This window comes from Mycolicibacterium stellerae, assembly GCF_003719305.1.
Taxonomy (GTDB): domain Bacteria; phylum Actinomycetota; class Actinomycetes; order Mycobacteriales; family Mycobacteriaceae; genus Mycobacterium; species Mycobacterium stellerae.
In genome coordinates this window covers 1-18890 of the sequence record NZ_RARC01000028.1, presented here as the reverse complement: position 1 = coordinate 18890, position 18890 = coordinate 1, and the positions used below count along the sequence as shown (strand labels likewise).

Annotated in this window: 18 protein-coding genes; 7 read left to right on the top strand and 11 right to left on the bottom strand. The window is 66.6% G+C overall.

Going from position 1 to position 18890, the window contains the following annotated elements; translation table 11 throughout:
- Positions 1 to 3: 3 nt before the first annotated feature.
- Positions 4 to 333 carry a DUF732 domain-containing protein gene (locus tag D6M19_RS26000; protein WP_123028166.1) on the top strand — a complete coding sequence of 110 codons (330 nt, stop codon included), beginning with the start codon at positions 4 to 6 and terminating at the stop codon, positions 331 to 333.
- A 14-nt stretch (positions 334 to 347) separates the two neighbouring features.
- Here D6M19_RS26000 and D6M19_RS25995 read toward each other — a convergent pair whose 3' ends face one another.
- From D6M19_RS25995 to D6M19_RS25975, 5 genes are read right to left on the bottom strand one after another with little or no spacing between them, the layout of a single operon-like run.
- Positions 348 to 911, bottom strand: coding sequence for a pentapeptide repeat-containing protein (locus tag D6M19_RS25995; RefSeq protein ID WP_123028165.1), 564 nt, complete (start codon positions 909 to 911; stop codon positions 348 to 350).
- Positions 912 to 915: 4 nt separating this feature from the next.
- Entirely contained in the window at positions 916 to 1497 is a 582-nt protein-coding gene (locus D6M19_RS25990; RefSeq protein ID WP_123028164.1) for a GTP-binding protein, read from the bottom strand.
- Positions 1478 to 1852 carry a DUF742 domain-containing protein gene (locus tag D6M19_RS25985; protein ID WP_123028163.1) on the bottom strand — a complete coding sequence of 125 codons (375 nt, stop codon included), beginning with the start codon at positions 1850 to 1852 and terminating at the stop codon, positions 1478 to 1480. The genes D6M19_RS25990 and D6M19_RS25985 overlap by 20 nt, the downstream gene beginning before the upstream one ends.
- Positions 1853 to 1859: 7 nt before the next feature.
- Positions 1860 to 2288 (bottom strand): roadblock/LC7 domain-containing protein, encoded by a 429-nt coding sequence (locus tag D6M19_RS25980; protein WP_123028162.1) that lies wholly within the window; start codon positions 2286 to 2288, stop codon positions 1860 to 1862.
- The gene (locus tag D6M19_RS25975; RefSeq protein WP_123028161.1) at positions 2285 to 5185 is read right to left on the bottom strand and encodes a HAMP domain-containing sensor histidine kinase; all 2901 of its coding nucleotides are present in this window, start codon (positions 5183 to 5185) and stop codon (positions 2285 to 2287) included. Before D6M19_RS25975 ends, D6M19_RS25980 begins: the two co-directional genes overlap by 4 nt.
- A 240-nt stretch (positions 5186 to 5425) precedes the next feature.
- On the opposite strand from D6M19_RS25975, the gene D6M19_RS25970 reads away from it, so the two are divergent.
- Both D6M19_RS25970 and D6M19_RS25965 read left to right on the top strand, forming a co-directional pair.
- On the top strand, positions 5426 to 5629 hold the full coding sequence (locus D6M19_RS25970; RefSeq protein WP_234835053.1) for a CsbD family protein: 204 nt from the start codon (positions 5426 to 5428) through the stop codon (positions 5627 to 5629).
- A 62-nt stretch (positions 5630 to 5691) separates the two neighbouring features.
- Positions 5692 to 6156: a tRNA (cytidine(34)-2'-O)-methyltransferase gene (locus tag D6M19_RS25965; protein ID WP_123028224.1), complete on the top strand. Its 465-nt coding sequence runs from the start codon at positions 5692 to 5694 to the stop codon at positions 6154 to 6156.
- On the opposite strand, the gene D6M19_RS25960 is transcribed toward D6M19_RS25965, so the two are convergent.
- Complete coding sequence (locus tag D6M19_RS25960) at positions 6157 to 6795, bottom strand: nitroreductase family protein (protein ID WP_123028159.1); 639 nt, start codon at positions 6793 to 6795, stop codon at positions 6157 to 6159.
- 33 nt (positions 6796 to 6828) lie between these two features.
- Here D6M19_RS25960 and D6M19_RS25955 point away from each other — a divergent pair, with 33 nt between their 5' ends.
- Both D6M19_RS25955 and D6M19_RS25950 read left to right on the top strand, forming a co-directional pair.
- Positions 6829 to 7242 carry a TIGR03667 family PPOX class F420-dependent oxidoreductase gene (locus D6M19_RS25955; RefSeq protein WP_123028158.1) on the top strand — a complete coding sequence of 138 codons (414 nt, stop codon included), beginning with the start codon at positions 6829 to 6831 and terminating at the stop codon, positions 7240 to 7242.
- Position 7243: 1 nt separating this feature from the next.
- A complete protein-coding gene (locus D6M19_RS25950; RefSeq protein ID WP_123028157.1) occupies positions 7244 to 7858 on the top strand; it encodes a class I SAM-dependent methyltransferase in 615 nt (204 codons plus the stop codon).
- Here the strand turns inward: D6M19_RS25950 and D6M19_RS25945 are convergent.
- The 5 genes from D6M19_RS25945 to D6M19_RS25925 form a co-directional block, all read right to left on the bottom strand.
- Entirely contained in the window at positions 7851 to 11144 is a 3294-nt protein-coding gene (locus D6M19_RS25945) for an error-prone DNA polymerase (RefSeq protein ID WP_123028156.1), read from the bottom strand. The two genes, D6M19_RS25950 and D6M19_RS25945, sit on opposite strands and share 8 nt — an antisense overlap.
- A gap of 33 nt (positions 11145 to 11177) precedes the next feature.
- The gene (locus tag D6M19_RS25940; RefSeq protein ID WP_234835050.1) at positions 11178 to 12242 is read right to left on the bottom strand and encodes an NAD(P)-dependent alcohol dehydrogenase; all 1065 of its coding nucleotides are present in this window, start codon (positions 12240 to 12242) and stop codon (positions 11178 to 11180) included.
- Between the two features lie 97 nt (positions 12243 to 12339).
- Entirely contained in the window at positions 12340 to 13233 is an 894-nt protein-coding gene (locus D6M19_RS25935) for a universal stress protein (protein ID WP_123028154.1), read from the bottom strand.
- A gap of 78 nt (positions 13234 to 13311) precedes the next feature.
- A complete protein-coding gene (locus D6M19_RS25930) occupies positions 13312 to 14193 on the bottom strand; it encodes a universal stress protein (protein ID WP_123028223.1) in 882 nt (293 codons plus the stop codon).
- A 29-nt stretch (positions 14194 to 14222) separates the two neighbouring features.
- Positions 14223 to 15092 (bottom strand): MaoC/PaaZ C-terminal domain-containing protein, encoded by an 870-nt coding sequence (locus D6M19_RS25925; RefSeq protein WP_123028153.1) that lies wholly within the window; start codon positions 15090 to 15092, stop codon positions 14223 to 14225.
- Positions 15093 to 15190: 98 nt separating this feature from the next.
- Between D6M19_RS25925 and D6M19_RS25920 the strand changes: the two genes are divergently transcribed.
- Together D6M19_RS25920 and D6M19_RS25915 are read left to right on the top strand one after the other, a co-directional pair.
- Positions 15191 to 17206, top strand: coding sequence for an SDR family oxidoreductase (locus D6M19_RS25920; protein ID WP_206428640.1), 2016 nt, complete (start codon positions 15191 to 15193; stop codon positions 17204 to 17206).
- 27 nt (positions 17207 to 17233) lie between these two features.
- The gene (locus tag D6M19_RS25915; RefSeq protein WP_123028151.1) at positions 17234 to 18271 is read left to right on the top strand and encodes a nucleoside hydrolase; all 1038 of its coding nucleotides are present in this window, start codon (positions 17234 to 17236) and stop codon (positions 18269 to 18271) included.
- The last annotated feature ends 619 nt before the right edge of the window (positions 18272 to 18890 follow it).

The following is an 18890-nucleotide window of genomic DNA, read 5'->3' as shown; positions in this document are numbered from 1 at the left end:
GCTATGTCTGCAAGGAAGCAGGGCGTTCGCCTGATCGCCGCGGCGGCTGCCGCAGGAGCATTGTTGGGCGCGACCGCCGCGACGGCATCGGCGTGGCCGATCCCGCTGACCTCCGAGGACAACAACTACCTCGGCGCGGTCCGCGGCGCATGGCCCGTCGACGATGACACATTGCTGATGGCGGGTCGCGGGGCGTGCCGCCTGCTCTACACCGGTTCGGGCACCCAGGGCGCAATCGACCAGACCGCGTCACTCTACGGCGCAAACCCCGATCAGGCCGCCGTCGTGGTGCGGGCCGCGCGCGGAAACTTCTGCACGCAGGCTCCTGGCTGAGCCCACCGGGCGTCTTACTCGCCGTGCACGTCGAGCCCGTGAGCGGCGGCAAAGGCCAGCGCCTGCTCGATATCGATCCGCGCGCCCCGCACGGAGGCGGTGGTCCACAGCGTCGGGTCGATGCGCGCGCCCCGCAGGTCGGCTTCCTCCAGTCGGGCGTCCTGCGTGCGGGCTCCGCGCAGATCCGCGCGACGTAACACCGCCTTGCGCAGATCCGCCTTCACCAGGCTGGTCTCGCTCAGCCGGCAATCCGACAGGTCGACGCCACGCAGGTCGCAGTCGCCGAGCACCGCCAATGTGAAGTCCACCTCGACGAACGTCACCGGTCGCAGCCGACATTCGGTGAATACCGAACCGAGCAAGCTGCAATGACGAAACGTGCTGTGCCACAACGTTGTCCGGCGGAACTTGCAGTTACGGAAAGCCGACCCGACATGTTCTGACTCACCGAGATCGACACCGCTGAAGTCGCATTCGGTGAACACGGCGCGTTCGGTCCGCAGCCGATTCAGGTCCTCGTCACGAAAATCGTGCTCGACGAATTCCCGTTCAGTCCAAACGGTTTCGGCTTCGGTCACGCGCTCAGCCGGGTACTGACGGAAGCACGTTCAGCGCGTACTCCGTGACGGCGATCAGCGCCGCCGTCGAGGAGTGCCGATCCCTTGCGTCCACGGTGATGATCGGGATTTCATCGGACAGCGCCAGCGCCTTGCGCACCTCGTGCGGGGCATGCCTTGGCGCGCCGTCGAATTCGTTGATCGCGATGAGGAAAGGCATGTGCCGGGCCTCGAAGAAGTCCACCGCCGCGAAGCTGTCCTGAAGACGGCGGCAGTCCACCAGGATGATGGCGCCGATCGCACCGCGGACCAGGTCGTCCCACATGAACCAGAACCGTCGCTGACCCGGGGTGCCGAACAGATAAAGCACAAGGCTCTCATCCAGCGTGATCCTGCCGAAGTCCATCGCCACCGTCGTCGTCCGCTTATCCGGTGTGAGCTCGATGCCGTCGAGCCCAGCGGATGCATTGGTGACGATCGCCTCGGTGCGCAGCGGCATGATCTCGGAGACCGCACCGACGAACGTGGTCTTGCCAACCCCGAAACCGCCGGAGATGACGATCTTCGTCGACGCCTTTTCGTGGCCCTCAGAGTGCGCGTAAGCCACGGAGGGTCCTTCCTATCAGTTCACGCCGTTCGTCGATGCTCGACCGATCGGTCAAGGTGGTGCGTACCCGGAGATGACCTGCGGCCACGAGGTCACCGATCAGCACACGGGCCACGCCGACGGGTAACGATAGTCGGGCGGCAATCTCGGCGACCGACGGGCTGTTCCCGCACATCGCGCAAATCTGCGCCCGCACATCGTTTCCCGGCCATCGCCCCGGCGTGTCGGAGACCACGGCCTCGATCGGGGCCTCCAGCGGAAGGCTGACGCGCGAGTCGGTGCGCCCCGCCGTCAGCGTGTATGGCCGTACCAGGCTCGGCTGGTCGTCTTGGGCGAAACGCTCGAGATCGTCCACGCGTCGCTCACGAGTGTTGTGGTGCTCGTCGTGGCGACTGGACGACGCTGCCGACCCGCTCGACCAGCATCGCCATCTCGTAGCCGATCTGGCCGATGTCGCATCCGGTAGTGGCCAGCGTCGCGAGGTTGGAGCCGTCGCCGACGCGCATCAGCAGCAAGTAGCCGTTCTCCATCTCGACGACGGACTGCAACACGTAGCCGCCGTTGAAGAGTTGCGACGCACCGGTCGACAGACTGGCCAGGCCAGACGCCACCGCAGCGAGCTGGTCTGCCCGCTCGATCGGCATGTGCTCGCTGGCGGCCATCAGCAGACCGTCCGCGGACACCAGAACCGCGTGGGTGACACCGGATACGTCGCGGGCGAACTTCGAGACCAGCCAGTCGAGCGAATCGCGCTGCGTCGAACTTGCGCTCCTGCCCTCCGGAAAGGTCATTCGTTATCGGTTCCTCTGGTCTCCTGGGCGTGCGCCCGCGCGGCGTGCACGCCGCCGAAATGGCTGCTCATGCTCGCGCGAACAGCCTCAGGATCGCGCACCGGTACCGCTTGCGCTCCGGTACCGAGTTCGGCCGCCGACTCTACCTCGTCATCGTCATCATGGCTGCGGTGCGCTCCCCCGTTGGAGTGCACCTCGTTGGCAGCGTGACGCGCCTGCGGGCCCGCCGCCGTGCCCGGCACCAGGCGGGCGCCGGGATCGCGCATCGGCAGCCCGTGCTCGGTGTGCGTCTCGACCGGGGCGTCGGCGGCCGCTTCTGCCACCGACCAACCGTGATCCCAGACCGACTCCCAGTTCAGGTCACTGCTGTTGGCCAGGTCGGACGGATCGACCAACCACTCCGAGAGCATCCGCTGATAGATCGCATCGTCGGCCCCCGACGTCGTCGAGGAGGCTTCCTCGGCGATCTGCGGCAACACCTGAGGCGCCGGCTCGGGTTCAGGCTCGTGTGCGCCATTGGTGCCGTTGACCGACGCCTGGCCGCGGGAGGCGAAGAACGCGGAGGTGTCGACGGGCGCCTGCCGCAGCGGTGTTGCGACCCGCTCCTCCAACGCCTCGTCGTCAGCCTCCTGGTCGGTCTCGTCGTCGTAGGCGACCACTGGCTCGTCGGCGTACCCGTCGTCGTACTCGTCGTCGTAGGCGAGCTCCGACTCGTCGTCGTCCTCGTACTCGGCCTCGGGCACCGGCGCCAGATCCCCCTCCGCCGGGGACCCTGAGATGCCGCTGGCACCGGGGCTGCGTTGCGGCAACAGCGTGACGGGCAGTTCGGAGTGCCCGTTGAGCTGACCCGCGCCGACCTCGTCGCCGTGGTCGGCATAGTTGTTGTATTCGTTGTAGTCGTTATCGGCCTCACCGAGGCCCATCGCGGTCGCCATCCCCGAATGCACATCGGTTGGGGTGCTCTGCTGGCCGGTGTCGAACTGGTCGCGCATGCCTGCGCGCAGAAGCAGCTCCGACGGCACGTATACCCCGGCGGTGGTGCCCGAGTTCGCTTCTCCCGCAATGGTGCTGCGCAGTCGAACCACCAGTCCGTGCTGCTGGGCCAGCCTGCCGACCACGAACAGACCCATGTGTCGTGCGGTGTAGGGCGTCACCTCGCCACCGGACTGCAGGCGCGTGTTGGCCACTCGCAGATCGGACTCGGTCATTCCGAGCCCGATGTCGCTGACCTCGATGACCAGCCCGCCGTTTCCCGTGTGCACGGCCGACACCCGCACCTGCGAGATCGGCGGCGAATAGCGCAGCGCGTTGTCGAGCAGCTCGGCGAGCAGGTGCACGAGGTCACCCGCGACCGATCCGATGATCTCGCTGGCGGGCACCGTCGCGGTCACGACGCGGGTGTAGTCCTCGACCTCGGACGCGGCGGCGTTGATGAGGGCCGCGACGGGCACCGGCTCGGCCTGCTCGCGCGGCACCTTCGAGCCCGCGAGGACCAACAGGTTGGCTCCGTTTCGGCGCATCCGGGCGGCCAGGTGATCGAGCCGGAACAGGCTCTCCAGCCGATCCGGGTCCTCCTCGTTGCGCTCCAGCCGGTCGATGAGCGAGAGCTGCTGGTCGACCAGCGTGCGGCTGCGCCGCGAGAGCGTCTCGAACATGTCGCTGACCTGCAGCTGAAGCCGGCTCTGCTCACCGGCCAGCAAGACTGCCTGCTCGTGCAGTTCGTCGACGGCGTGGGCGACCTGGCCGACCTCTTCGGTGGTGTGCACCGGGATCGGCTCGACGGGTCCTGGCTCCTCGCCGGAGCGCACCCGGTCGATTTCGCGCGCCAGGTCGTCATGCGCCACCCGAAGGGCGCTGTCGCGCAGCGTGCGCAAGGGACGGATCAGCGACCGGGCCACCAGCGTGACCAGCAGCAGGGCCAGCAGGATCGCGGCGAGAACGATCGCCGAATCGCGGATGGCTTCCGTGCGCGCCGCCGCAGCCTGGTCGGCGACGGCGCCGGTTATCGAGGGCGCCGTCTTGTCGATCAAGGTGGCCGCGACCCGATCCGTGGTCTGCAGCGATCCGAGGAGTTCGGGATTGCCGACGATCGGCACATTGGGGTCCGAGATGAGGGCCGTGCGGTGGATGTACTCGCGCTGCAACTGCTTGGCTTCCGGCGAGCCGACGCCCAGCACCTGGGCCATGCCTAACAGCGTCGACGGCTCGGTGCCTGCCACGGCGATCAGCCGGGAGCGCAGCTCAGGGTCGGGCAGCTCGGCGCCTGCGTTGACGACGAGCTGCTCCATCATCATCAGCCCGCGGGCGCCGACAGCGCGGCTGAGGCCCTGCGCCTGGGCGCGGATGGTTTGGTCGTCAACCCGGACCAATCCGGTGATGGCGTCCTCGGCGGTCAGCAGGATCGGCACGTAGGTGGTCACCCGGTCGATCAGGGGGACGCTGTTGCCGATCTTGTTCACCTGCGCCTGCCCGCCCTCGAGCATGCTGTTGACGCCCTTCTGGACATCCTGCGGCACATCGGCGGTGCCGTTGACCCGACGCTGAAGTGCGGCGCGGCTGGAGTCGAAGGCGCCGATCGCGGCTTGCACGTCGCCGCCGGCGGCAGGAGCCAACAGCGCACCGTTGAGGGCGTTCATGTAGCTAACGATTGCCGGCACCATTTCGGCACGGTCAGCCGCGCGTTGCAGATCACGTGCTTCGACCACATTGGAGTAGATGCGCAAGCCGCCAAAGGCGCCGGCCAGAATTAGCGGCACCAAAGCAATCGCAAAGACCTTCCAACGGACCGGCCAATTCTTCAGCGACCATCGGGAGGGTCGTTTCGGTCGACCCTGCGCCTGGGCATCATCGTCGGTGACCAGCCCGTCCACCAGGTCTTGCTGGGTGAACGTGGTCATTGCTGCACCACCGCGCTACCGGCCGCTGGCCGGTCTTTTCCTACATGAGCGAGGTTCATAACGCTTCCTGCTGATTTTGCCCCTTTGCGGGCTGGCGTTCATCGCCTGGCAATTGATCGAGTATGCCAGTAGCAGGCGGGCGTTTCCACAATTCTTACTGAACAGCCAAGGTTCGGGGGTGCTGCCATAACACCCTTAGTCGACGTCTTAGCAAATGCCAATGGGGGGTACTTGCGACGACTGCCAATCTCGGGCGCCATCGGATTCACCAAGCAGGTCATCGGTTTGATCCTGAGCCGCAGTGATCTTCAGGAAGAGGGTCGGGCACAGGTCGACAAGGCCTCCAATCAGCTTGAGGCAGCCCGTAAAGAGGCCGAGGCCGAGAAGGCTCGCGCGAAGGCCAAGGCGCAGGAAACGCGCCGGAAGGCCGCTACCAAGTCCTGACAATCGAACGATCGAAGCACCCCCGTCCCGGCGGGGGTGCTTTGCAGGAAAAATGGCGGGTTGTGTTCAAAGTGATGTTCTTCTCGCCCCGCATCGCACCCAATACCGGCAACGCGATCCGCATGGTCGCGGCGACGGGCTGCGAGCTGCACCTCGTCGAGCCGCTCGGGTTCGAGCTGTCCGAACCCAAGCTGCGCCGGGCGGGCCTGGACTACCACGACCTCGCATCGGTGACCGTGCACACCGACCTCGCGACAGCGTGGGACGCGATCGCGCCGACGCAGGTGTACGCATTCACAGCGCACGCGACGGCGTCGTTTTCCGACATCGCCTACCAACCCGGCGACGTGTTGATGTTCGGCCCCGAGCCCACCGGTCTGGATGACGCGACACTGGCCGACCCGCACATCACCTCTCGGGTGCGGATTCCGATGCTGGCGGGCAGGCGATCACTGAACCTGTCCAACGCCGCGGCGGTCGCCGTCTACGAGGCATGGCGCCAGCATGGTTTCACCGGATCGATCTAGTCACCACCCATTCCAGTGCGTGAACTGCTCGGCGGGCAGGCGGTTGGCCCGCTTGAAGTCGGTGCCCTTGGTGTAGGCGATCGGGAACAGGCCGCCCTGGCGGTACTCCTCGAACGGAATGCCGAGGACCTCGGCGGCCAGCTTCTCGCCCTTTCCGGCCAGATGCAGCGTCGTCCACGCCGACCCGAGGCCGCGCGAGCGCAGCGCAAGCATGAAACTCCACACCGCGGGCAGAAGTGACCCCCAGAACCCGGCGCTGCCCGCTACCGCATCGTCGGGACTTCCCTCGAGGCACGGCACCAACATCACCGGCACCTCGTGAAGGTGTTCGTTGAGGTACTTCGCCGAACTCGTCATGGCGCCGATCTGGTCATCGCGGACATCGCCGCGCGTCGGTCGCTCCCGGTCGAGATAAGGAGTGGCGTTGTGCCGGTAGATGTCGGCGAGCGCCTTCTTCTTCTCCGGGTCGTCGACGAACACCCACTGCCAACCCTGGGCATTGGAACCCGTCGGCGCCTGCAGCGCCAAGTCGAGACACTCCATCAGCACCTCGCGCGGCACCGGCTTCTCCAGATCGAGCCGCTTGCGCACCGAGCGGGTGGTCGTCAGGACGTCATCGACGCTCAAGTTGAGGTTCATAGGATAAACACTAGCGAGATTACATTCGCTTCTATGGCAGTCGAATTCACACAAGAAGTGTCCAGCAGGCTTCAAGCCGACCACTCCGGGTGGCTGACCACGGTGGCCAGATCCGGTCAGCCGGTACCCAAGCTGGTGTGGTTCTACTTTGACGGCACCGACATCGTCGTCTACTCGATGCCCGATGCCGCCAAGGTCAGGCACATCTCAAGCCACCCGCGGGTGAGCCTGAACCTGGACTCCGATGGCAATGGCGGGGGCGTCATCGTGGTCGGCGGCGAGGCGACGGTCGAGGCGACGGAATCCGACCCGCGCGAGGACGGCCCGTACTGGAAGAAGTACCAGGCCGATGCCACGCAGTTCGGTCTCGCCGACGCGATGGGTGACTACAACACCCGGCTGAAGATCAGCATCGACAAGGTGTGGACCACACCGACCGAGGGCTGACATGCATACCGAATCCGATTTCGAGCGCCCGGTCCGACGATGGCAGGACATCCCGGGCTGGTTCCAATGGCGCAGCGCCCAGGAGGAGGCGGTCGCCCACTTCGGCGACGGGAGCCGGTTCGCCGAGGTGGGCTGCTATCTGGGTAAGAGCATCTGCTCGCTGGCCGAGGTGGTTCGCGACAGCGGCCTCGACATAACGCTCATCGGCGTCGACACCGCGCGGGGCAGCGGTGCCGAGGGCCGGGGAGACACCAATGCGCACGGTCCCGCGGTCGAGTACGGCGGCGGGACCTTCGCGGGCCTGCTGCACCGCAACGTGATCGCCTGCGGCGCAGCCGATCTGGTGCAACTGCTCATCAGCGACTCGGTTGCGGCTTCGCAATTGTTTCCCGACCGGTCACTGGCCTGGGTGCACATCGACGCGCGCCACGACTACGCCAGCGTCTCGGCTGATATCGCGGCGTGGGCGCCGAAGATCCGCGTCGGGGGTTGGCTGTCCGGAGACGATTTCAATGCCGAATGGTGGCCGGGCGTTGTCGGCGCCGTGCGCGATTCCCTGCCCGGCGCTACCGCCTGGTGGTCGACGCAGTGGAGGTGGATCAAGAGCCCTACCTGAAGTCGCGGCTGCGCGACGCGATCCGCATATCGAGCTTGCCGAGCCGGTCGGCGACGACGGTGACCGCGCCGGTGGCGTTCTGCACCTGACCACGGATCACCATGGCCGACGCGGTCTGCGCCAGCTTGCGGTAGCGCTTCCAAACCCCCTGCGAACACAGGATGTTGACCATGCCGGTCTCGTCCTCGAGGTTGATGAACGTCACGCCCTGCGCCGTCGCGGGCCGCTGCCGGTGTGTCACCGCCCCTGCCACCAGCACCCGGGTTCCGTCGGGCACCGACAGCAGCCGGTCTGCCGTGACGACTCCCATCGCGTCGAGATCCGCCCGCAGGAATTGGGTGGGGTAGCTGTCCGGCGAGATCCCGGTGGCCCAAACATCGGAGGCCGCCAGTTCCAGCTCGGTCATCCCCGGCAGGGTCGGAACGTGTGACGACGCCCCGACACCAGGCAGCCGGTCCGGCCGCTGGGTGGCGGCCGCGCCAGCGGCCCACAGTCCTTCGCGTCGGGTGATGCCGAAGCAGGCAAGCGCACCCGCCGTCGCGAGCGCTTCGGTCTGCGGAACGGAGAGCTGTACCCGGCCGGTCAGATCAAGCAGAGAACCGAATGACCCGTTGGCTTTTCGCTCCTCGGCGATCTTCTCGGCCAGCTCGTCGCCGATGTGGCGGACACTGCCGATACCCAGCCGCACCTCGGTGCCCACCTTTTCCAGCGTCGCGTGCGCGAGGCTGGCGTTGACATCCGGACCGTGCACGGTGACACCGTGGCGACGCGCGTCGGCCACCAACGTCTGCGGCGAGTAGAAGCCCATCGGCTGCGCCCGCAGCAGCGCGGCGCAGAACGCGGCGGGGTGGTGCAGCTTGAACCACGACGAGTAGAACACCAGCGAGGCAAAGGACAGCGAATGGCTTTCCGGGAAGCCGAAGTTGGCGAATGCCTCCAGCTTCTCGTAGATCCGGTCGGCCACGTCGCCGGTGATGCCGTGCCGTTCGCGCATACCGTCATAGAATCGGCCACGCAGCCTTTGCATCCGCTCGGTCGACCGCTTTGACCCCATCGCACGGCGCAACTGGTCGGCCTCGGCGGCGGAGAAGCCGGCGCAGTCGACCGCGAGCTGCATGAGCTGCTCCTGAAACAGCGGAACACCCAATGTTTTTCGCAGCGCAGCCTCCATCGACGGGTGGTCGTAGGTAACGCGCTCCTCGCCATTTCTGCGCTTGATGTAGGGATGCACTGATCCGCCTTGGATCGGCCCCGGCCGGATCAGCGCCACCTCGACGACCAGGTCATAGAACACCCGCGGCTTCAGCCGGGGCAGCGTAGCCATCTGTGCGCGTGACTCCACCTGGAAAACGCCGACGGAATCGGCGCGCTGCAGCATCTCGTACACCGCCTGTTCGGAGAGGTCGAGCTTGGCCAGGTCGACGTCGATGCCCTTGTGCTCGGCGACCAGATCGATGCAGTAGTGCAGGGCAGAGAGCATGCCAAGGCCGAGAAGGTCGAACTTCACCAAACCGATTGCCGCGCAGTCGTCCTTGTCCCACTGCAGCACGCTGCGGTTCTCCATCCGCGCCCACTCCACCGGGCAGACGTCGGCAATCGGCCGGTCGCAGATCACCATGCCGCCGGAGTGGATGCCCATGTGCCGCGGCAGGTTCGAGATCTGCACAGCCAGGTCGATGACCGGTTCGGGGACATCCTCGACATGGGTAGATTCGGTGAGGTTGCCCCACTGGCCGATCTGCTTGCTCCACGCGTCCTGCTGGCCTTGCGAGAATCCCAGCGCGCGGGCCATGTCGCGCACCGCGCTGCGGCCGCGGTAGGTGATGACGTTGGCGACCTGGGCGGCATAGTCGCGGCCGTAGCGGTCGTAGACGTACTGAATGGCCTTCTCCCGCAGGTCCGATTCGATGTCGATGTCGATATCGGGTGGGCCGTCTCTTGCCGGGGACAGAAACCGCTCGAACAGCAGTTCGTTGGCGACCGGATCGACGTTGGTGACACCGAGGGCGTAGCAGACCGCCGAGTTGGCCGCCGATCCCCTGCCCTGGGCGAGGATGCCGTTCTCCCTGCAGAACCGGGTGATGTCGTGCACCACAAGGAAATAACCGGGGAAGGTCAGCTGCTCGATGATTTTCAGCTCGTGCTCGATCTGTTCGTATGCGCGCCGCGCCCGCTCGGGCGGCCCGTATCGGTTTCCGGCGCCGGTCATGACCAGGTGCCGCAGCCAGCTGTCCTCGGTGTGCCCGTCGGGCACATCGAACGGCGGCAACTTCGGGGCGATCAGCGCCAGCTCGAAGGCGCACTGCTCACCGAGGTTCGCAGCGGCGGTCACAGCCAAGGGGAATTGCGCGAAGACCCGCGCCATCTCCTCCCCCGAGCGCAAGTGTGAACCACCAAGCGGGGCAAGGTAGCCCGCCGCTTCGTCGATCGAGTTGCGGGCCCGGATCGCCCCCATGGCCATCGCCAGCCGCCCTCGGGACGGCTCGGCGAAATGGGCGGCGGTGGTGGCGACGACGCCGAGACCGAACCGGGGTGCCAATTCCGCGAGTGCGCCGTTGCGCTCGTCGTCGAGAGGATGCCCGTGGTGGGTGAGCTCGATGCTGACCCGGTCGCTGCCGAACCGGTCCACCAGATCGGCGAGCGCCTTCTCTGCCGCTACCGGTCCTCCGCTGGAAAGTGCCTGGCGAACATGGCCTTTGCGGCAGCCGGTCAGAATCTGCCAACGTCCGCCCGCCGCCTCTGTCAATGCGTCGTAGTCGTAGCGCAGGACACCCTTTTCGCCGCCGGCAAGATGCGCCGACGCCAACTGGCGCGACAGCCGTCGATACCCTTCGGGACCCCGGGCAAGCACAAGCAGGTGCGGCCCGCGGGGGTCTGGCTCCTCGGTGCGATCGCCGCCGCCGAGGGACAGTTCGGCACCGAACACCGTCTGCACGTCGAGTTCCCTGGCCGCTTCGGCGAAGCGGACCACCCCGTAGAGCCCGTCGTGATCGGTCAGGGCGATGGCGCGCAGGTCGAGCCTTGCGGCCTCTTCGACGAGTTCCTCCGGCGTGCTGGCGCCGTCGAGGAAGCTGTACGCCGAATGCGCGTGCAACTCGGCATAGGGGATCGACGAGGAACGCCGGTGCGACTCTGGCGGCTGATAGCTTCCACGCTTGCGGGACCAGGCCGGGCTGTCGCCGCCGTCGCCGATCTGCTGGTCGATGGGCCAGCCGGCACGACGCGGTTTGCCCGTGAGCACCCGCTCCATCTCGGTCCAGCTCGGCGGCCCGGTATGCCAGCCCATCCGAACAGGCTAGTCGAACACGTGTTCGATGCGCTAGTCGAAGGTGATGACGGCGCGACCCACGATGTCCCCGCGGGCAAGCGCGTCCAGGTTGTCGTTGACGTCGTCCAGGCTGACCGGCGTGATGGTGTGCTTGATGAGTCCCTCGGTCGCGAGCGCGAGCACCTCGGCGAGGTCGTCGTAGTTACCCCAGAACGAGCCGAAATAGGACTTTTCTCCATTCGTGAACGGCAGCAGAGGTAGGACCACTTGTTGCCCCATCAGGCCGACGGAGGTGAGCGCGCCCTCTCTGGCCAGAACCTCGGCCCCGAGCGCCAACGACTCCTCGGCTCCTGCGCAGTCGAGGACCGCGTCGACGTCACGCCGACCCGTCAGGTCCTCGAGGGCATCCTGCACCTCTTCGGCGGACTTGCCGCGCGTGTTGACGGTGTGGTGTGCGCCGTTCTCCTTTGCCAGGGAAAGCTTTTCGTCGCTGCGCGCGAAGGCCACCACGGTCGCACCGCCACCCAGTAACCGGGCGTACTGGACCCCATAGCTGCCGAGGCCACCAATCCCGTTGACGACCACGGTTCGGCCCGCGCCGAGCTTTCCCGCCTGCTGCAGCTTCTTCATCCCGCGATACGGGGTGAGCCCTGCATCGGTGAGGGGTGCAAGCGTCTCGGGTTTCGGGTCGAGTCCGTCCGGGACAGCGATGACGTGGCGATACGGGACGGGCATGTACTCGGCAAAACCTCCTGGGGGTCCGAACCCCGCCATCTGCCCGTTGCCGCATATCTGTTCATTGCCCTCACGACACTGCCGACACGTTCCGTCACCCCAGTTCGGGTTGACCACCACGAGATCACCCTCCGACAGCCCGGCAGTGCGCGGCACGTCGGCGCCGACGGCGGCGATCCGCCCGGCCACCTCGTGACCCGGCGTGATGGGATCCGTCAGCGGTGCGCCCTGGGTGAAGTAGCCCTCGATGAGCTGACAGTCGCTGCGACACATGCCTGTCGCCGCCACCTTGATAAGGACATCGTCGCGGCCGATGTCGGGTACTTCGATCTCCTCGAGCCGCAAGGGCGCGTTGTATTCGTGCATCCGAGCTGCGCGCATGTGCATCTTTTGAAGTCAACCCGACCTGGGCGCCGTTGCGGTATCGCATTCCTGCCTGACTTGCGCCCGTTCCTGCCGCGTAATCCCTCGGCTCGGGCTAGCGCCGGCGTGCGACGATCGCAGGCGATTTCACCGCATGGATGATCGCGGTGCTGACCGAGCCAAGCAGCATCCCGGCGAACCCGCCCCTTCCTTTGCTTCCCACCACAACGAGCTGGGCATTTTTCGCGTGCTCGACCAGCTCGCGAGACGGCTGATCGCACACCACCAACCGATGCACCTTGACGTCGGGATACCGTTCCTCGAAGCCGGCCAGCCGCTCGGACAGCGCCAGCTGCGCTTCCGTCTCGAGTTGTTCGGTGTCCAGTCCGGGAATCTCGTAGGAGGTGGTGATGTCGCGCCACGCGTGCAGCGCCACTACGTCCACTCCTCGCCGAGACGCCTCGTCAAACGCGATCTCGGTCGCCGAAAGCGACGCGGGCGAGCCGTCGATCCCAACCAGCACGGGCGCATCCGGAGCCACCGCGGGCGGATCTTCGTGGATGACTGCGACCGGGCAGTGCGCGTGATGTACCAGGCCGGTACTGACCGACCCGAGGAGGGCCCGGCTGAACGCACCCAGTCCCCGTGAGCCGACGACGATCATGTCGGCATCCTTGGACAGGTCCACCAGAGTCGCGACCGCCCCGCCGTGCAGGACGACGCTGTGCACCATGGGGGGCGACGCGTCATGGGAGGAGGCCGCAACGGTCTCCCGCGCTTCGTCGAGAACGCGTACGGCTTGATCTTCCTGCCACTTGAAAAAGTCAGCCCCGACGGCGAATTCGGGTGACGTCGTGGAGGTGGGCACCACCGGCACCACAACGTGCACAAGTGTGAGTGGCATGTTGTGTATCGCCGCAGTGCTCGTGGCCCAGGAAATTGCGGCTTTCGACGCCGCGGAGCCGTCGACACCAATCACGATGCCGCGATGGATCATGGCTTCAGTCATGACGTCACGCTATGACCGCACGGTGCCAGACGGCAGTGGCCTTTGGTCACTTATCGCACGGACCAAACGCCTCTGCAGTCACGGCATGGCGTCGCTGTCGAGCTGGTCTCGCGGAACGACCATCATCGGCACGTCGAGAACCCGAAGCATCTTCGCCGCCGTCGAGCCGAGGAACAGCCGCTTGGGTGCGCTGAGCCTGCTCGATCCGACCATGATCATGTCACCGTCGCGCCAGTCGAGCTTGCTGACCGCATCCTCGACCGTGGCCCCGTCGACAATGGTCGATGTCACCGGAATGGCTTCGGGCAGGCTATCTTTCGCGGTCTGCAGTGTGTGTCGGGCATGTTCGAGCGCCCTCTCCCTTACGGCGTCCGCATCGCCGCGAAGGTGACCGTACGCCGGATCGAGGGCGACAAGCGACGCCAGACGCAACGGCGTGCCCGCCGCCTTGCTGAACCGAACGGCGGTGCTCAGCAACAGGTCCGCGCCTGCGCGCTCGCCGAGCGCGCACGTCACCTCGCGAATCCGCTCGATGTCGGAGTGCCGCGCCCCTCGGGGCGCCACGACAACCGGAACCGGCGACGAGTACAGCAGCTCGTTGACCACCGAGCCCAACGAATAGGGTCCGGCAAGGCCGCCGCCGGAGCCGCCGACGACGAGGGCGTCGGCCTCCAGGCGGGCGACCTCCTGGAGCAGCCCCTCGGCGAACGAGTCGGCGAAGACGACATGACTGTGCGCGACGACGTCGGCTGGCACCGCCGCATCGCTCAGCCACTCCTGTGCTTGGTCGGCGAGCAAGTCGTTGAAGTCACCGACCGACAGGCGCGCCGTAGCTGCCCGGTCGGGCAGCAGCACGATGCACAGCTCCAGCTGTGCGCCCAGCGTCCGGGCCAGCCGGGCACCGAGCGCCACCGCGTCTGCGCCTCCGGGAGTGGCAAGGTATCCAACGACCAGCTTCATGGTGGACATCCTGTACCACCGATTGCGGCTCAGTCGGCGTATTCGACGACGCCGTCGTCGAGCACAAGCCGCGCGTTGGAGCCGTCCGGGTTCGCCGCCTCCGTGCGGAACACCGCGTGCCCGGGTTCTGTGCGCCAGATCGAAGTGGTGAGTGTCTCGCCGGGGAAGACCGGTGAGGTGAAGCGCGACGCGATCGCGGTGACCTTCGTTGCGTCGCCGCCACCGAGCTCACCGACGAGCGCGCGGCCTGCGACCCCGTAGGTGCACAGCCCATGCAGGATCGGCTTGGGGAAGCCGGCCAGCTCGCGCGCGAACCACGGATCGCTGTGCAGCGGGTTGCGGTCACCCGACAGCCGGTAGATCAGGGCCTGATCCTCGCGGGTCGGCAGTGCGATCCGCGAATCGGGCTCGCGGTCGGGAATCTCGGGCGCCACCGGCCGCTGTCCGGGTTGCCCGCCGAAGCCGCCCTCGCCGCGGATGACGGCGGTCGCCATCGTCTCGGCGACGACCTTGCCGGTGTCGGGGTTGGTCCCCGTCGCTTTGAGCATGACCACGGCGTTGCGGCCCTCGCCCTTGTCCTGGATGTCGGCCACCTCGCCGACGACGCTGAGCTTTCCGGCCGCCGGCAGCGGCTCGAACAGCCGGATCTGCTGGGATCCGTGCAGCAGCATCGCAAAGTTGAAGGAGCCGATCCTGCCCGCCGCCGCGAAACCGGTGCAGGCGATGACGGCATACGTCGGCAGCACCTGCTGCGGGATGTCGTGGCTGTTCTCAGTGGTGAACGCGAGGTCATCGGTGCCCGCACCGACGCCGAGCGCGTAGAGCAGGGTGTCTCGGTCGGTCCATTCGAAGATCTGCGGGTCGGTTTTCGCACCTATTGCGTTCGGGTCGATCGGCATTGACGCTCCCTTCAGGTTGCCTGGAGACGATATCGGCCCCCAACCGACCGCGTCACACTGCGTTGACGTTTGCCGGGCAACGGACGACCATGACCCGCATGCGCTATGTCGTTACCGGCGGTACCGGGTTTATTGGTCGCCGGGTCGTGTCGCGAATTCTGCACCGGTCCCCCGAAGCCGAGGTGTGGATCCTTGTCCGGCGGGAGTCGCTGGCCAGGTTCGAGCGGCTCGCCAGCCGAGGTGAGCACGCGTGGGGCGATCGGGCCAAGGCGCTGGTCGGTGACCTGACCGCGGATGATCTCGGGCTGTCTGACGACACCATCGGCGAGCTGGGCTTCGTCGATCACGTGGTGCATTGCGCCGCGATCTACGACGTCACCGCGGCCGAGGACGCACAGCGCGCCGCGAACGTGGAGGGCACGCGGGCGGTGATCGCGCTCGCGCGTCGGCTGGGCGCCACGTTGCACCACGTGTCGTCGATCGCGGTGGCCGGGACCCATCGCGGCGAGTACATCGAAGAGGATTTCGACGTCGCGCAGGATCTGCCGACGCCGTACCACCAGACCAAGTTCGAGGCCGAGTTACTGGTGCGTTCGGAGCCCGGCCTGCGCTACCGCATCTACCGCCCGGCGGTGGTGGTCGGTGATTCGCGCACCGGCGAAATGGACAAGGTCGACGGCCCGTACTACTTCTTTCCCATCCTGGCGAAGGTGGCCAAGCTGCCGTCGTTCACCCCGGTGCTGTTGCCCGACACCGGCCGCTCCAACATCGTTCCCGTGGACTACGTCGTCGACGCCATTGCCGAGCTGATCCATGTGCCCGACCGCGACGGCCAGACGTTCCATCTCACCGCCCCCGACAGCATCGGCCTGCGCGGCATCTATCGCGGCATCTCGAAAGCGGCGGGGCTGCCACGGCTGCGCGGCTCGCTGCCACGGGGCGCGGCGACACCGTTCCTTCGAGCGACCGGTCGCGCCAAGGTGCTGCGCAATATGGCGGCGACGCAGCTGGGGATACCCGCCGAAATTCTCGACGTCGTCGACCTGATGCCGACCTTCACCGCCGATAACACCCGACAAGCGTTGCAGGACAGCGGGATAACGGTCCCCGACTTTTCGTCGTATGCGCCGCGGCTGTGGCAGTACTGGGCCGAGCATCTCGATCCGGACCGGGCAAGGCGCGATGACCCGGCAGGCCCGCTGGTCGGCAAGCACGTGATCATCACCGGGGCGTCGAGCGGCATCGGCCGGGCTTCGTCGATCGCGGTGGCCGAACGGGGCGCGACAGTTTTCGCACTTGCCCGCAACGCCGAAGCGCTCGACGACCTGATCGCCGAGATCCGCGCTGCCGGCGGCGAGGCACACGCATTCACGTGCGATGTCACCGACGGCACGTCGGTGGAGCACACCGTGAAGGACATCCTCGGCCGGTTCGACCACGTCGACTACCTCGTCAACAATGCGGGCCGCTCGATCCGAAGGTCGATCTCGGCCTCGACCGAGCGGCTGCACGACTACGAACGCGTCATGGCGGTCAACTACTTCGGCTCGGTTCGCATGGTGCTGGCCCTGCTGCCGCATTGGCGCGAGCGCCGTTTCGGCCACGTGGTGAACGTGTCCAGTGCCGGGGTGCAGGCCAACAGCCCCAAGTACAGCGCCTATATCCCCAGCAAGGCCGCGCTCGACGCGTTCGCCGAGGTGGTCGGCACCGAGACGCTTTCCGACCACATCACGTTCACCACCATCCACATGCCGCTGGTGAAGACGCCGATGATCGCGCCGTCACGCAGGCTCAACCCAATGCCTCCCATCACCGCCGAGCACGCAGCGGCGATGGTGGTGCGCGGCCTGGTGGAGAAGCCCGCGAGGATCGACACCCCGATCGGCACGCTCGCCGACATCGGCATGTACTTCACACCGAAGCTGTCCCGCCGCGTGCTGCACCAGCTGTATTTGGGGTATCCGGATTCGGCGGCGGCCCGCGGGCTGGACGTCGCACCGGCATCGAAGCGCCCGTCGCGACGGCCGAAGCGGCCGGCAAGGGCGGTGGCGAAGGTGCGGATGCCGCGCCAGGTGAAGCGCGCGGTTCGGCTGGTGCCCGGCGTGCACTGGTAGCCGACCAGCCGAAGTAGGGTTGACGCCGTGACGCAGCCCGTCTTCGCAGACGTCGACACGGGTGTCGACGACGCGATGGCGCTTGCCTATCTGTTCGGCAGCCCCGACGTCGAGCTCGTCGGCATCGCGTCCACGGCGGGAAACGTTGGAGTGCAACAGGTTTGCCAGAACAACCTGGGCCTGCTCGAGCTGTGCAGGATCGGGGACATTCCGGTATCCAAGGGATCCGAAACGCCGGTCAGCTCACCGCTGCGCACGGCCGAGGACACGCACGGACCGCAGGGCTTGGGCTACGCCACCCTGCCGCCGACGGATCGTCAGCTCACCGCGCACGACGCCGCGCAGGCGTGGATCACGGCCGCGCACGCACATCCCGGTGAGCTGATCGGGTTGGCTACCGGGCCGCTGACCAACCTTGCGCTGGCGCTGCGGCAGGAACCGGCGTTGCCCACCCTGCTTCGACGATTGGTCATCATGGGCGGCGCCTTCGAGTACCGCGGGAACACCACACCGGTCGCCGAGTGGAACATCAGCGTGGATCCCGAGGCCGCGCAGGAGGTCTTCGCCGTCTGGTCTGCCGCATGGGGATTGGACCCGCCGCGACATCTGCCGATCGTGCTGGGGCTGAACCTGACCGAGAACATCGCGATGACGCCTGCGCTGCTGGGTCGGCTTGCGACGGAGGCGAACGCGCGGACCGCGCCGATGAGCGTCCTCGACGACCGCGGCACCCGATCGACGGCCGCCAATCCGTTGATCCGGGTGCTCGAGGATGCCATGCGGTTCTACTTCGAGTTCCATTACGACCAGGGCGAGGGATATCTCGCGCATCTTCACGATCCGTTGGCCGCGGGCGTCGCGCTCGATCCGGAGCTCGTGACAACACGGCCCGCCACCGTCGACGTCGAGCTGGCCGGCACACTGACCCGCGGCATGACGATCGCCGACTGGTCTGGTCGTTGGCGGCGAGAACCCAATGCGCTCATCGGTGTTGACGTCGATCCCACGGCGTTCTTCGACCGGTTCATCGCGCGCGTCGGCCAATTCGCCCGGGGGCTGGCGTGATGCTCCCCTAGACGGCGCCTCTCTGTGTCAAGAGGCCGCTGTTCGCGAGTTGCAGGGTGGCTTTTGATGGGTCCGGGAAGTGACTTGGCCGAATTGTCAGTGTGCGGGTCCTCCCGGGCCCGCCTCCAACGTCGGATAGCCGTCGTTTGAGGCATCGCATCGCTTCCTTGTGGCCTTTAGAGGTTGAGTACCGACACAAACATCCAGATGGAACCACCGGTGAAGGCAAGCGTCAGACCGAGCGATCCGCGTCCGTTCTATCAGGATACCCGTTGTCCTGCAACGCGTTAACCCTCGACTCTAGACAAGCGACCCGCTCACGCCCAAAGTCCCGTCCTGCGGTAGTCAACCCGCGCATCTCAGACTGACCCAGCGTCGACACGACGCCAAACCAGTCCGATCTGGTCAACGAAGCGGCGGCCCCGGCAACCGTCACGGCCGCCGATTCATCCTGCCCCTTGACAAACCAGCACCCATGTCAGAACGGTGGGATGTCGCGATTGTTTAGGTCGCGCTCGGCTTGGATGGCCGCGGCGAGATCGGCTGCGCGGGTGCGTTTTCGGCGGGGCATCATCAGGGTGGGGTCGTTGGGTGGCTGGCGATTATACACATCTGACGG